Here is a 14,921-nt window from a genome sequence, read left to right as displayed (position 1 = left end):
AGGCACTGCATGAGCAATCATATGCCTTACGTTGATATGATGCGGCGCAGCGTGGAGCTGCCCCATGCGGAGCATTGGGTGATGCGCTCGAGGGTAGGGCAGCGCCGCTACCGAATCATTGCGGCACAGCCGATGGGACCGGCCCCGCCGTCTGGATATCCGGTCATCTATTTACTGGACGGCAACAGCGTGTTTCACACGATGGTCGAAACACTGCGCCTACAGTGCCATAGGCCAGACAAAACTGGGATATTGCCGGCGGTCGTAGTCGGTATCGGTTACGAGACGGAGGGGCAGTATGCCCCGAATCGGTTCTATGATTACACGCCCTACCCCAACATGAAGTTCAAAAACAAGCTGGATGGGGGGTCCGTACCGGAACAGGGAGGAGCGGCTGAGTTCCTGCAATTCATCGAGGAGGAACTGAAACCGCAGATCGAGAGCGAATTTAACATCGACCGCCGTCGTCAGACGATCTTCGGTCATTCCCTTGGCGGGCTGTTCACGCTCTATGCCATGTTCAGCAAACCGCAGGCATTCTCGTGTTATATCGCGGGCAGCCCATCTATTCACTGGAATCAGGAATATTTACATGAGCTGGAGCAGCGCTTTGTCGAACGCATCAAGGAAGAGCCTTGCCATGTTCGGCTGCTGCTTGGTGCAGGAGAGCACGAGAGGTCCCATGTCACCGGCAATTGCATCAGCGCATCCGAACTCGCCGACCGTCTGGCTGCTGTGTCTATGTATGGCATCTCAGCCGAATTCAAAGAGTTTGAGGACGAGGGGCATCTTTCCGTACTGCCTGTCCTCATCAGCAGAGCATTACGGCATGCACTTTATCCTCACGACTAAGGAGGTGATCGCCTTGGAGATTACAGGTATTAACGGGAAAGTAGCCCTCGTGACCGGTGCCGCCCAAGGGATAGGCGAAGCGGTGGCACGAGCCCTCGCCCGGGAAGGAGCTGTCGTCGCGGCTTGCGATCAGAAGGAGGCCGGGCTGATCAGCCTTACGGCCGATCTATGCGGCTTAGGTGTGCAGGCTGCAGCTTACAAGACGGATGTCAGCTGCAGTGCCGAAGTTGAAGCGATGATCGAGCGGATTGAGGAGGAACTCGGTCCGATCGAGATTCTCGTTAACGTTGCCGGAGTGCTGCGAATCGGAGGGGTTGAGTCGCTTGGCGACGAGGATTGGCAGGCGCATTTCAACGTCAACACCAACGGCGTATTCTTTACGTCACGCTCCGTCGTAAGACGGATGGCGAGCCGTAATTCCGGAGCTATCGTGACAGTGAGTTCGAATGCATCCAGAGTTCCACGGGCCCAAATGTCGGCTTATGCTGCTTCCAAGGCAGCGTCCACGATGTTCACGAAGTGTTTGGGGCTGGAATATGCCCGTCATCACATCCGCTGTAATGTGGTTTCCCCGGGTTCTACGGATACCGGGATGCAGCGTTTGCTCTGGAAGGATGATCAAGGCGCAGGGCCCATCATCGAGGGGGCGCTGGACTCTTACCGTGTCGGCATACCGCTTGGTCGAATCGCGCTCCCTTCCGATATTGCGGATGCCGTCATTTTTCTCGTATCCGATCGGGCACGGCACATGACCATGCAGGATGTATGCGTGGATGGCGGCGCGACGTTGGGCTGCTGAGGATTCTCGTGTTTTATTCTTTTTGCAAATTCGATAAATGGTAGGCTCATAAGCAGAGAGGAGACTGAAATGTTACAGTATGATGCTCCAACCGCAGCCGAGGCTGTGCAACTTATGGAACAATACCGGGTCGGTTCGTCCTTCTTCTTCTCATCCCCGCTCAAGACGTTGTTAACGCATGGAGAGTATTCAAGACTTTCGATTCCCTCAGGGAACGATCATAGTTCACTGCCGGAACGCGCCTGGGAACTGCTGGACCTCGCCAAGCAAGCGGGACGGTCGGATGCCGTTGTTGTAGGCGCCATCCCTTTTGACATATTAAAGCCGGCGAACCTGTTTATTCCGCTTACGGCTCAGTGGTATGATTCCCTTCTATTCTCTACAGGCCAAGCCCCGGATAGGCCCCGGATTTCCAGTTATAACGTGCTGTCCGTTCCTGAACCGGCGGCGTTCAAGGAAGGCGTGAACCGGTTGCTGGATCTGATTAGTCAAGAAACACTCCATAAAGCGGTGCTATCCCGAACACTGGAGATCACGCTTCCTCATACCTTGTCCATTCCTCATATATTGAATCACTTAGCTTATCATCACTCCCATGGCTATACGTTTGCCGTTCCGTTGGCACCCGAGTTACCCCACGCTTCCAGTCCGGATGCCGTTGCATCTACAAGGACTCTGTTTGGGGCAAGCCCAGAGCTGCTCGTAACGAAGAAGGGGCTTCGAATCAAGGGGAATCCTTTGGCCGGTTCCGCCGCGCGGAGTACCGATCCCGTTGAAGATAAGCGGCGGGCGACAGCCCTGCTGTCATCCGCTAAGGACCGATATGAGCATGCCCTCGTAATTGATGCTGTGGCGTCGGCTTTGCAGCCTTTTTGCAGCAAGTTGGAAGTTCCCGCCGAACCTACCCTCATCCACACGAATGCCATGTGGCATCTGTCTACCGAAATCAACGGCGTCCTGAAGGATGATTCCGTAACGTCGTTGGATCTTGCTCTGGCGATGCACCCGACACCGGCGATCTGCGGCACGCCGACCGATGCGGCCAGGGATGTCATACGAGCGATCGAACCGTTTGATCGCGGATTCTATTCGGGGGCCGTTGGTTGGTCGGATGCTAACGGAGACGGCGAGTGGGCCGTAACGATTCGCTGCGCGGAAACGGAAGGAACCTTACTGCGGGTGTTTGCGGGAGCCGGAATCGTATCAGGCTCCAATGCGGAAGCCGAGCTGGCCGAGACGTCAGCCAAATTCCGCACGATTCTTGCAGCCATGGGCTTGAATGAGCAACAGACAACGCTTTTGGAGGAGGAATGAGGATGTTGGAATTGGCAGGTTGTAAGGCTTGGCCGGAGGAGTTTGCTGCCCGTTATCGGGAGGAAGGATGCTGGCAGGGCGAAACGTTTGGAGCGCTGCTGCGGAAGCGTGCGGCAGCGCATGGGGAGCGGACTGCGATCGTGAGTGGCGATCAGCGTACAAGTTATGCTGAGCTGGACAACCGGGTGGACCGCCTAGCAGCGGGATTTCTTAAGCTCGGGATTAAAGCGCAGGAACGGGTTATCGTTCAGCTGCCGAATATCGCGCCATTTTTCGATACGATATTTGCGCTGTTCCGCATCGGGGCAATTCCTGTCTTCGCCCTGCCCGTCCACCGCCGGAGCGAAATCGTATATCTATGCGGATTCAGCGAAGCTGCCGCTTATATTATACCGGATCAGGATTCGGGATATGATTACCGGGACTTGGCAGCTCAAGTTCAGATATCGGTTCCTTCGCTGCGAAATGTCATCGTTGCAGGCGACCCGGGCTCGGGGACATTTCTATCCCTGGATGATCTGTATCTCAATGATTTGGGCAGTCCTTCAAGCGAATTAGACGAGGAAGGCCCCGATCCCGGCGATGTTGCGTTCCTGCAGCTGTCTGGCGGGACGACCGGACTGCCGAAGCTCATTCCGCGCACGCATGACGACTATATTTACAGCTTGCGCATGAGCGCCGAAATCTGCTCGCTGGATAAGGATAGCGTTTATTTGGCGGTACTGCCCGCTGCCCATAACTTTCCGCTTAGCTCGCCGGGCGTACTGGGGACGCTGTATGCGGGAGGGAGAATTGTCCTTGCCCGGTCCGCGAGTCCGGAGGTGGCGTTTCCACTGATCGCCTCCGAGGCCGTAACAATAACGGCGGTCGTTCCGCCTTTGGCCTTAATCTGGCTTGAGGCCGCACAATCCCGCTCGGATGATCTATCCCACCTTCAGGTGCTGCAGGTGGGCGGGGCCAAGTTCAGTGCAGAGGCAGCCAAGCGGGTAAAAACGGTGCTGGGATGTACGCTGCAGCAAGTATACGGGATGGCGGAAGGCTTGGTGAACTATACCAGGCTGGATGACCCGGAAGAGATAACGGTGCATACGCAGGGGCGTCCGATGTCCCCGTATGATGAAGTGCGGCTGGTCGATGAGGATGACGTGGAGGTGGCTCCCGGTGAAGTGGGGGAACTGCTGACACGGGGACCCTATACGATTCGCGGCTACTATAAAGCGGACAAGTTTAACGAAAAGGCTTTTACCACAGACGGCTTCTATCGAACGGGGGATCTGGCGAGCATGACGCCCTCAGGATACCTGGTGATCGAAGGCCGTTCCAAGGATCAGATTAACCGCGGGGGTGACAAAATCGCGGCCGAGGAGGTCGAGAATCATCTGCTTGCCCATCCGAGCGTGCACGATGCAGCCGTGGTCGCCATGCCGGACGAGTATCTGGGCGAGCGGACCTGTGCATTCGTTATCGTCCATGATGCTGCGGTTAGCGGCAATGAACTGAAGGCTTTTCTCAGAGATAGGGGGCTCGCTGCATACAAAATCCCGGATCGGGTGGAGTTTATGGATTCCTTCCCGCACACGGGTGTCGGTAAAGTAAGCAAAAAGAGTCTGCGCGAACTAGCGATACAAACATCATGACGCTCGGGTGAATATATCCAATTCATTTAGAAATGAGGAGATATGATGGCACTTCCTAAGATTTTACCTTATCCCATGCCTGGGGAGGCGGATCTGCCCAAGAATAAGGTGGCATGGACGGCAGATCACAGCCGTGCCGTGCTGCTCATCCACGATATGCAGCAATATTTCATCGACGCGTTCACTCCGGATCAATCGCCTGTCGTTGAGCTGATCGCCCATATTCAGAACCTTCGCTCTTGTTGTGCTGAGCTTGGCATTCCCGTGATCTATTCGGCACAACCTGGCGGACAAGCACCGGAGCAGCGTGGTCTGCTGCAGGATTTCTGGGGGTCCGGCATCAATGACGGTCCTTACCAGAAGAGATTCGTGGATGAGGTGGCGCCAACAGAGCGGGATCTGCTGTTAACCAAATGGAGATACAGCGCCTTTCAGAAAACCAATTTGCATGAAATGATGCGCGAAAAAGGCCGCGACCAGCTGATGATCTGCGGGATTTACGCCCATATCGGTTGTTTGCTGACCGCAACCGAAGCTTTTATGAAAGACATACAGCCATTCTTCATTGCGGATGCCCTTGCCGATTTCTCGGAAGAGAAGCATCGTCTGGCACTGACTTATGCAGCCGAACGCTGCGCTGTTACGCTGACCACGGAACGTTTGGTTGCTTCGTTAACCCAAGGGCAGCATACGGTCTCGGAGCATTCTGTAGCTCCAAGCGGAGAGGGGGAGAGTTCTGCGGACGCACTACCGCTGTTGACGTTGCAAACGTTGCGAGAGAACGTAGCAGATTTGCTGCAGGAGCAGTCGTCTAATATTGGCGAAGATGACCATCTGATTGAGTACTGGGGGCTGGATTCCATTCGGATCATGAGTTTGGCCGAGCGTTTGCGGCGTGGAGGCATCGATATCAGCTTTGTGGAATTGGCCGAGCGGCCTACACTGGCGGGTTGGTGGGAATTGTTGTCGGATAAGCTGTGCTTGTCGCGGCCTAATTATGATTACTATACGGTGTAAGGAGGGATGGATATGCTTGAGCGGGAGAAGGAGCGCTGGTCTCTGTCCGGAGCGCAGCTGGGGATTTGGTACGCCCAGCAGCTTGACCCGGTCAATCCAATATTCAACACGGCGGAATGCATTGAAATACGAGGACCTATAGACCCGGTTCTGTTCGAGAGGGCCTTACGTCAAGTGGTCGTGGAGGCGGATGCATTGCATGTTCGCTTCGGCGAAGATGTGGACGGGCCTTGGCAGTCGATCGATCCGTCTCCGGACTGGGTCCTCCATGTGCTGGATGTCAGCGGGGAGAAGGATCCCCATCATGCTGCCCAAAGCTGGATGGAACATGATCTTGCCCAAGCGGTCGATCTGAGCCGAGGGCCGCTGTTTACGGAGGCGCTGTTCAAGATCGCTGCCGATCGCTACTATTGGTACCAACGCATTCATCATATCGTAATCGATGGGTTCGGCGTATCGCTTCTGCTGCAAAAAGTTTCCCAAGTCTACACGGAATTGGCGGGCGGAGTATCTTCCGGCATAGGAGCGTTCGGCAGGTTTCGTACGATCCTGGAAGAAGATACGTCATACCGCATGTCGCAGCAGCTCAACTCGGATCGTGAATTCTGGCTGCGGCGCTTTATCGATGAGCCGGAGGTCGTCAGCTTAGGCGGTCAGGCACAGCGTTCGGCACGCAGCTTCCTGCGCCGATCGGTGCAGCTTCCCGAATCTTCGATTCATCGCTTACAGGAGGTCGCACAAGCATCAGGGACAAGCTGGCCGGATGTAATTGCGGCTGCAATGGCCTTATATATACACCGTATAACAGGCGCTGAGGAGGTTGTGCTTGGATTGCCGGTGATGGGTCGCCTAGGTTCGGCCTCCATCCGTATACCAGGGATGGTCATGAATGTGCTGCCGCTCCGGGCGCACATAAGGCCCGATATGAGTCTGATCAACCTGCTGCAGCAGGTCGCACGGGAGGTTCGCGAGATCAAGCGGCATCAGCGCTACAGGCATCAGGACATCCGGCGCGATCTCAAGCTGCTCGCCGATAACCGCAGGTTATTTGGACCACTCGTGAATGTGATGCCCTTTGCTTCGGAATTGAACTTTGGTGGTTTCGGCGGCAGCGTCCGTAACCTGGCTTCCGGACCGGTGGATGACTTGACCTTGAACGTATATGGAAGTTTGGATAGTTCGGATGGGAACGGGCTGAGAGTCGATATGGGTGCCAATCCCTTGATTTATAACCTGGAGGAGTTAGAGTCCCATTTACAACGCTATTTGTATTTGCTGGACAACTTGGCCGAAGCGGAGCCGGCCCATTCTGTAGGAAGCGTGGCCTTTATCTTGCCGGAAGAACGCGACAAGGTGCTTTTTCAATGGAATGATACGGCTCGTCCCTTACCACAGTTAAGCATACCGGAATTATTCGAGGAGCAGGTGACACGTACCCCACAGGCGGAGGCGGTGGTATGCGAAGGGTTAACCCTTCGTTACGAGGAGCTAAACAGGCGAGCGAACCGCCTGGCTCGCTTACTTATTGCCCGTGAAGTAGGTCCTGAACGAATCGTTGCCCTTTCCCTGCCCCGTTCGGCGGACATGATTGTTGCGATCCTGGCCGTGCATAAGGCTGGAGCGGCTTACTTGCCGTTAGATCCGGATTATCCGGACGAACGGATCGCCTATATGCTTGAAGATGCGAATCCGGCGTGTTTGATCACAACACAGGAACTGGCTGGAAATTTCGCAGCTGTCATGAAAGACAAGGACGTGATTGTGCTGGATGCGCCGGCTACCCACAAGCAATTGGAGCAGCAGGCGTTTCATAATCCTGTCGATGCTGATCGCATACGTCCGCTGCTGCCGCTTCACCCGTCCTATGTTATCTATACGTCCGGATCCACAGGACTGCCCAAGGGCGTCCTGCTCACGTTCGAAGGACTTGCCAATCTGCTATCGGATATGCGCGAGCGATTGGAGATTGGGGAGCGGGATCGCTGGCTGTCGGTTACCACGATGTCATTCGACATCTCGGTCATGGAGGTGCTGCTGCCGTTGGTCTGCGGTTCGACGCTCGACATCGTGATGCGGGATACCATTCTCGATGCAGCGGCGCTCATAGGCAGAATTCGGGAAACCGGGACGACCGTCATGCAGGCGACCCCGACGTTATGGCAGTCCATTGTCGCTTGCCGTCCAGAAAAGTTTGAGCGTCTGAAAGTCATCACCGGGGGCGAGGCGCTGCCTGTCGGTCTTAAGCTTGCGCTGCAAGATCTAAACTGTGAAGTGAATAATCAATATGGACCGACGGAGACAACGATTTATTCGACGGCGGCGAAGCTCGATCATGAACGGGACAAGCCATCCATTGGGGGACCGGTGTGGAATACGAGACTGTATGTGCTCGATTCTTCACTCTCGCCGGTTCCGCCAGGCGTAACAGGTGAGCTGTATATTGCAGGTTCGGGGCTTGGCCGGGGGTATCTGGGAAGACCCGACTTGACGGCGGAACGATTTATAGCGGATCCCTTTGGTCCGTCCGGATCCCGGATGTACCGAACAGGCGACCTTGCCCGCTGGCTGGAGAATGGTTGTATTGATTATTTGGGGCGTGCCGATCATCAGATCAAGCTGCGCGGCTTCCGTATTGAGACGGGAGAGATTGAGTCCGTGCTTGTGGCTCATCCCGAGGTGGAGCAAGCCTGTGTCATCATCCGTGAGGATCGGGCCGGTGATCGACGCCTCGTTGCTTATATTGTACCGTCCCCATCTGCTTCAAGCCTCATCAATATGGCAGAGTTACGGGATTATGCCGCAGAGAAACTGGCCGAGTACATGGTGCCGTCTGTTATCGTGGCACTCGACGCGCTGCCGTTAACGCCGAACAAAAAGGTGGATCGCAAGGCGCTGCCTGCGCCGGATCATCCGTTGACAGTCGGCCGCATGGCGCGGACACCCCAGGAAGAAATGCTCTGCACGATTTTTGCCGAGGTGCTCGGGTTACCGCGGGTTACCATTGATGATGATTTCTTCGCCCTCGGCGGCCATTCCCTGCTTGCCGGCAGGGTGATGGTTCGTGTCAGGGAGGCCTTTGGCGTGGAGCTTAGCATGGGAAGTCTGTTTGAAGCAGCGACGGTCGCGAGTCTCGTCAAGCGGCTTGATTATGCGCAAGCGGCCAGACAGGCTGTGCGTCCTGTGATGAGGACCGAGCATCTGCCGTTATCTTTTGCCCAGCAGCGGTTATGGTTTTTATATCGTCTGGAGGGTCCGAGTCCGACCTATAATATTCCGCTTGTGGCTCGCTTGTCAGGTGAGCTTGATGTGGACGCATTGCGAATGGCGCTGGGGGATGTGACGGCTCGTCATGAATCGCTGCGCACGGTTTACCCGGATCAAGAGGGGACTTCCTATCAACACATCCTGGACGCCGAGGAGGCACGACCGGAACTGATGGTGACCGAAATCAGCGAGTCGGAGCTGCCTGATCGATTGGCCGAAGCCGTCAGGCACCCATTCGAGCTTGCCACCGAAACCTCGCTGCGGGTAGGGTTGTTCAAGCTGGATAACGAAGAGTATGTTCTGCTGTTGCTGCTGCATCATATAGCGGGAGACGGCTGGTCGCTTACTCCCCTGACACGAGATCTATCAGATGCCTATACCGCACGACGCCTAGGGAGTGAACCGGAATGGTCTCCGTTACCGGTCCAATATGCAGATTATGCCGTTTGGCAGGAGAAGCTTCTTGGCAGCTCGGGCGATAAGAGCAGTTTGATCGCCCGTCAGCTGGACTATTGGACCGAGGCACTTAGCGATTTACCGGAGCAATTGGAGCTGCCCACCGATTATTCGAGGCCAGCTGTCGCCAGCTATCAGGGAGGAAGCGTGTCGTTTCCGATTTCGCGTGAACTGCATCAGCAGCTGAATACGCTCGCGCAGAGCAATCGAGCGACATTATTTATGGTGTTTCAGTCTGCGATGGCGGCGCTGTTTACGAATCTGGGTGCAGGTACGGACATTCCGATCGGCAGTCCGGTCTCGGGCCGGAACGACGACAGTCTGGATCAATTGATTGGTTTTTTCATCAATACGCTTGTGTTTCGTGTAGACACGTCGGATGACCCACCATTCGACCAGCTGCTGCAACGGGTACGGGAGAGGAGCCTGGCCGCCTTCGAGCACCAAGATGTGCCGTTCGAGCGGCTTGTCGAGACATTGAACCCGCCGCGTTCCCGGGCGAGACATCCGCTTTTCCAAGTGATGCTCGTGCTGCAAAATACGCCGGAAACTTCGCTTGAGCTGCCGGGAGTCAGCTCAAAGCTGCAGTTGCAAAGCGTAGGTACGGCGAAGTTTGACCTAACCTTCGAGCTGACAGAGCGGCGGGATATGAACGGCGAACCTGACGGAGTGGAGGGTTTAATCGAATTCAGTACAGATTTGTTCGAGCGCAGAACGGCAGAAGCGATGGCGGAGCGATATGTGCGCGTGTTGGAGAGTGCTGCCATTGAACCAAGTAAAACCATCAGTCAACTTGATATATTAACCGTTCATGAGCGTGAGGAAATCCGTCGACAGTGGAGCGCTCCGCTGCCTGTTACTAAGCAGGCAACCTTGCCCCAGCAGTTTGAGGAGCAGGTCAGCCGCTCGCCTCAATCGGTCGCGATTGTTCATGATGGATTGTCTCTGAGTTATGAGGAGCTGAATGAGCGTGCTAATCGGCTTGCTCACTGGTTGATTGCAGCAGGCGTGGGCACGGATCAGATTGTAGCGCTTGCCTTACCGCGTTCGATGGACATGGTTATCGGCATATTGGCTGTACTTAAGACGGGGGCCGCTTACCTGCCGCTGGATCCGGAGTACCCGGAGGAACGACTGGCTTACATGATGGAGAACGCTTGTCCGGTATGTCTCATTACGAGTGTTCATGTGCTGGATCGGCTGCCGGGATCGGCAAACATCAGATGCATTGTGATCGATGAGTCCGAGCAAGCTATACGGTTGCAGCGTTATTCTAAAGAAAATCCAAGCGACCATGAGCGTCACAGGCCGCTTACGCCGCAGAATGCTGCGTATATCATTTATACCTCCGGGTCTACCGGCAAACCGAAGGGCGTGCTTGTACCGCACCAGAATGTCATCCGGTTGTTTGATTCTACCGCGAATTGGTTTCAATTTGATGAGACCGATGTATGGACATTATTCCACTCGTATGCCTTTGATTTCTCGGTATGGGAATTATGGGGACCGCTCTTGTACGGTGGCCGACTCGTCGTTGTTCCGCATACGATCAGCAGATCGCCGGATGACATGTTGAGCTTGCTGGTCCGAGAAGGTGTGACGGTGCTGAATCAGACGCCTTCGGCGTTCTATCCGTTGATTCAGGCGGATCGAGAGCAGGCGGAGATGGGGCAGAAACTGTCGCTCAGGTACGTTGTATTTGGCGGTGAAGCCTTGGAGCTCGGACGGCTTGCGGATTGGTATGAGCGTCATGCCGACGATGCCCCACGCCTGATCAACATGTACGGCATTACGGAAACAACAGTGCATGTCAGCTATATGGAATTGAACCGGAACCTTGCGCTGCCGGGAGCCGGCAGCATGATCGGAGAAGCCATACCGGATCTCAGAGTATATGTCTTGGATGCCAAGCTTCGGCCCGTTCCGTATGGCGTAACCGGAGAGATGTATGTCGCCGGCGCAGGACTTGCGCGGGGGTATTGGGGACGACCCGACCTGACGGCCGACCGGTTTGTGGCAGATCCGTATGGTCCGCCTGGGACAAGAATGTACCGAACCGGCGATTTGGCGAAGCGGCAGGCTGACGGTACGCTGGATTATTTGGGACGGTCCGATCATCAGGTGAAAATACGGGGTTTCCGGATCGAGCTTGGTGAAATTGAATCGGTCCTCATTCGCCATGAGGCACTCGCGCAGGCGGCTGTCATTGTGCGTGAGGACCAGCCAGGAGATCGGCGGATTGCGGCTTATGTTGTGAGTAAGCCCAGTTGTGAGCTGTCTTCATGTGCAGAGTTGCGCCGTTATGCCGCCTCGATGCTTCCTGATTACATGGTTCCCGGGGCGTTCGTATTTATGGACAAGCTGCCGCTTACGCCTAACGGAAAGCTCGATCGCAAAGCGCTGCCGGCTCCCGATATGGCATTCGATGCAGATGGACGCCATCCACGAACCCCGCAGGAAGAAGTGTTATGCGAGTTGTTTGCCGAGATATTGGGAGTCAAACGGGTGGGTATCGATGACGGCTTCTTCGAGCTCGGCGGCCATTCGTTATTGGCTGTCCGGCTTATCAGCCGGGTTCGCGAAGCGCTTGGAAAAGAGTTAAGCATAGCGGCTTTATTCGAGTCCCCTACGGTAGCGGGCCTTGTCGACAAGCTTGAGATGGGTGGCGGTACCAGTGCGCTGCAGGTTGTGCTTCCGCTTCGGGCGCACGGAAGTCAAATCCCGCTGTTCTGCGTGCATCCGGCTGGAGGACTAAGCTGGTGCTATGCCGGCTTGATGAAGCATCTCGGCATGGATTATCCGATTTACGGTTTACAGGCGAGGGGGATAGCGCAAGTAGAGGAGCTGCCGAAATCACTGGAAGAGATGACGACAGACTATATCGACCACATACGTTCCCTTCAACCAAGAGGGCCATACCGGCTGCTCGGATGGTCTCTGGGCGGCAATGTCGCTCAGTCGATTGCGGTACAGCTGCAGGAGGCGGGTGAAGACATTGAATTGCTAGCCATACTGGATGCTTACCCAAGTCATTATTTGCCGATCAAGGAAAACCCCGACGAAGACGAGGCTTTGACCGCGCTGCTGGCGCTTGGCGGCTTTGACAGGGAGAGCATTGAAGAGGGGCTTGGAGACACACCGCTAACTATAGCGACAGCGCTGGAATTGCTGCGTAATGAGAGCAGTGCGCTGGCGTCCCTGGAGGAAGAGACGATGATGAATCTGAAGGCGACTTATGAGAACTCGGTTCAGCTGTTGAAGGCGTTCGTTCCGAAGAAGTTTGAGGGGGATATAATATTCTTCCACTCGACCATCATCCCCGATTGGTTCGAGCCCATCGAACCGGAGATGTGGAGCCCTTATGTTGGAGGGCGAATTGAACGGCATGATATCGCATGCCGACATAAGGATCTATGCCAGCCGGGTCCCCTGGACTATATCGGCAAGTGTATTCTAAGCAAGCTGGAGGCAGCTGTACCCCGAGGGCAGACCACATTGGAGAGGAGGGAACTTATCCATGACCAATCCTTTTGAGCAAGTCGACGGCAAGTTTCTTGTACTGGTGAACCAGGAGGGGCAATATTCGCTCTGGCCGGATTTCGCGGCTGTTCCGAACGGCTGGACACCGGCTTTTGGACTTAGCACGCGGGAGGAATGCGTGGCCTTTATCAACGAGAACTGGGTTGATCTGCGGCAACGAAGCTTGTATGACATTGCCGGGTCATTACCGGAACACAGGCCATGAGCGATTGGCTGAATCCGAAAAGGGTAATATGCATCGTCTATGTGGCCGCGATGTTTGTGGTTGCCATGGACGCAACCGTGCTGAACGTGGCACTTCAGACGATCAGCCGGGAGCTTGAAGTGCCGCCTGCGGCCTCTGGTATTCTGAATGTCGGTTACCTGGTCAGCCTCGCCATCGTTCTGCCGATGGCGGGCTGGTTAGGCGACAAATGGGGGACCAAGCGAACGTGTCTGCTGGCACTGGCCATTTTCACGGGAGCGTCGGCACTATGCAGCTTTGCCGACAGTTTAGCTGCGCTGACGCTGTTTCGCGTGATCCAAGGCATTGGCGGCGGCTTGCTGACCCCGGTCGGCATGGCGATGTTGTTCCGCATGTTCCCGCCGCAGGAGCGCGCGAAAATCTCCCGGGCTCTCATCCTGCCCATTGCGATTGCGCCTGCAGTCGGTCCGATTGTGAGCGGTCTGCTGGTTGAGTATTTGACATGGCGGTGGATCTTCTATGTGAGTTTGCCGATTGGTATTCCTGCGCTAGTGTTCGGTCTGTTCTGGCTGAAGGAACATCGTGAGCCGGATGCCGGCAAACTGGACGTGCCAGGTCTGCTTCTGTCCGCGCCGGGTCTTGCACTGGTGATGTACGCCCTGAGCCAGGGACCGCTGCTTGGGTGGAACGCCCCGCAGATATGGAGCGCCGGCTTGGCAGGCATGCTCCTACTCGCTGCACTGGTCAAGGTAGAGCTGAGCGCACAGAAACCGCTGCTGGATCTGCGGCTGTTAGGCAATCGCTTGTTTCGAACGACGGGTTTCATCGCGATGTGTGCTTCTGCGGGGTTGCTGGGAATGCTGTACGTATTCCCTTTGATGTATCAGAACGCCCTGCATGTCTCCGCGCTGGATACGGGGCTGACTACGTTTCCCGAAGCCATCGGACTTATGGTTGCCTCGCAGCTCGTACCCTGGACGTATCCAAGGCTCGGTCCAAGACGGGTGATCATGATGGGATTTGGGGCAACCGCGCTGATCTTTATTATGCTCAGCATGGTGGACGCAAGTACCAATCCGTGGTTCATACGGTCCCTGCTGTTTGGCGTGGGCATTTTCCTCGGGCAGACCGTTGGATCCGTTCAGATCGCGGCCTTCGCCACCATCCCGCCTGCTTCAATGGGGCGCGCTTCGACTTGGTTTACGGTGCAGAACAGGCTTGCTCCTGCCATAGGACTGGCCATTCTATCGGGCATATTGGCTGCCGTTGGTACGGGGACCGTGAACGCGGCAGGGGAGATGGAGCCGAATCTGCTGGCATACCGCGCGGCATTGCTGGGGACTGCAGGCTTCCTGCTCATCGGTACAGGAGCGGCGATATGGATTCGGGACGCCGATGCGGCGTCTACGATTCGCAAACCTGCCGCCAAGATTCCGGCGAAGGAACAGGCCGCTCCGGCCGAGAGTTAAATCAAGCTGCAAGGAAGAAAAGAACGAGGAGTTTGGGGAGAAAACCCGGATCGGTTTTAAATCATGCAAGTGTTCTATACGATGGGGCTGTCTTGGCAAGTTTGGCGAGGCAGCCATTGTCGGTTTTTTACCTGTGGGTAAGGAGGAAATCAAATGGCAATATAAAATCTTTAAATCAAGAGTCTCTATCTTGACAGTTAATCAATTAACTGATAAATTGATATCAAGGTAATGCATTATAAACTTCAAGGAGGGATGGGACGATATGATGATGAACACGGTATCTTCTTGGTTCCGCATTCGATTGTTTGTATCTGTACCGCTCCAGCTCCGGGAAGTAGCTAACAGAAGCGGTAACCGTTACCCAACGTAGGAGGCTTTCAAATATA

8 protein-coding genes are annotated in these 14,921 nt (G+C 55.4%); all 8 read left to right on the top strand.

Annotated elements, in window-relative coordinates; all coding sequences use genetic code 11:
- Positions 1-9: 9 nt before the first annotated feature.
- Complete coding sequence (locus AB4124_RS00595; RefSeq protein ID WP_441970568.1) at positions 10-852, top strand: alpha/beta hydrolase; 843 nt, start codon at positions 10-12, stop codon at positions 850-852.
- Positions 853-865: 13 nt separating this feature from the next.
- The gene (locus tag AB4124_RS00590) at positions 866-1,651 is read left to right on the top strand and encodes a 2,3-dihydro-2,3-dihydroxybenzoate dehydrogenase (protein ID WP_441970566.1); all 786 of its coding nucleotides are present in this window, start codon (positions 866-868) and stop codon (positions 1,649-1,651) included.
- Between the two features lie 69 nt (positions 1,652-1,720).
- Positions 1,721-2,965 carry an isochorismate synthase DhbC gene (gene dhbC, locus AB4124_RS00585; protein WP_441970564.1) on the top strand — a complete coding sequence of 415 codons (1,245 nt, stop codon included), beginning with the start codon at positions 1,721-1,723 and terminating at the stop codon, positions 2,963-2,965.
- Positions 2,962-4,602 carry a (2,3-dihydroxybenzoyl)adenylate synthase gene (locus AB4124_RS00580; protein ID WP_441970562.1) on the top strand — a complete coding sequence of 547 codons (1,641 nt, stop codon included), beginning with the start codon at positions 2,962-2,964 and terminating at the stop codon, positions 4,600-4,602. Before dhbC ends, AB4124_RS00580 begins: the two co-directional genes overlap by 4 nt.
- Positions 4,603-4,647: 45 nt before the next feature.
- Positions 4,648-5,619, top strand: coding sequence for an isochorismatase family protein (locus AB4124_RS00575; protein ID WP_441971603.1), 972 nt, complete (start codon positions 4,648-4,650; stop codon positions 5,617-5,619).
- Between the two features lie 12 nt (positions 5,620-5,631).
- Positions 5,632-12,873, top strand: a complete 7,242-nt coding sequence (locus AB4124_RS00570) for an amino acid adenylation domain-containing protein (protein WP_441970560.1) — start codon at positions 5,632-5,634, stop codon at positions 12,871-12,873.
- Positions 12,857-13,084: an MbtH family protein gene (locus AB4124_RS00565; protein ID WP_430199734.1), complete on the top strand. Its 228-nt coding sequence runs from the start codon at positions 12,857-12,859 to the stop codon at positions 13,082-13,084. Before AB4124_RS00570 ends, AB4124_RS00565 begins: the two co-directional genes overlap by 17 nt.
- Positions 13,081-14,532 (top strand): MDR family MFS transporter, encoded by a 1,452-nt coding sequence (locus AB4124_RS00560; RefSeq protein ID WP_441970558.1) that lies wholly within the window; start codon positions 13,081-13,083, stop codon positions 14,530-14,532. Before AB4124_RS00565 ends, AB4124_RS00560 begins: the two co-directional genes overlap by 4 nt.
- Positions 14,533-14,921: the final 389 nt, after the last annotated feature.

The organism is Paenibacillus sp. 2KB_20 (assembly GCF_052115765.1).
Classification (GTDB): domain Bacteria; phylum Bacillota; class Bacilli; order Paenibacillales; family Paenibacillaceae; genus Paenibacillus_AQ.
The sequence above is the reverse complement of the archived record's forward strand: the minus strand, read 5'-3'. Positions and strand labels throughout refer to the sequence as shown.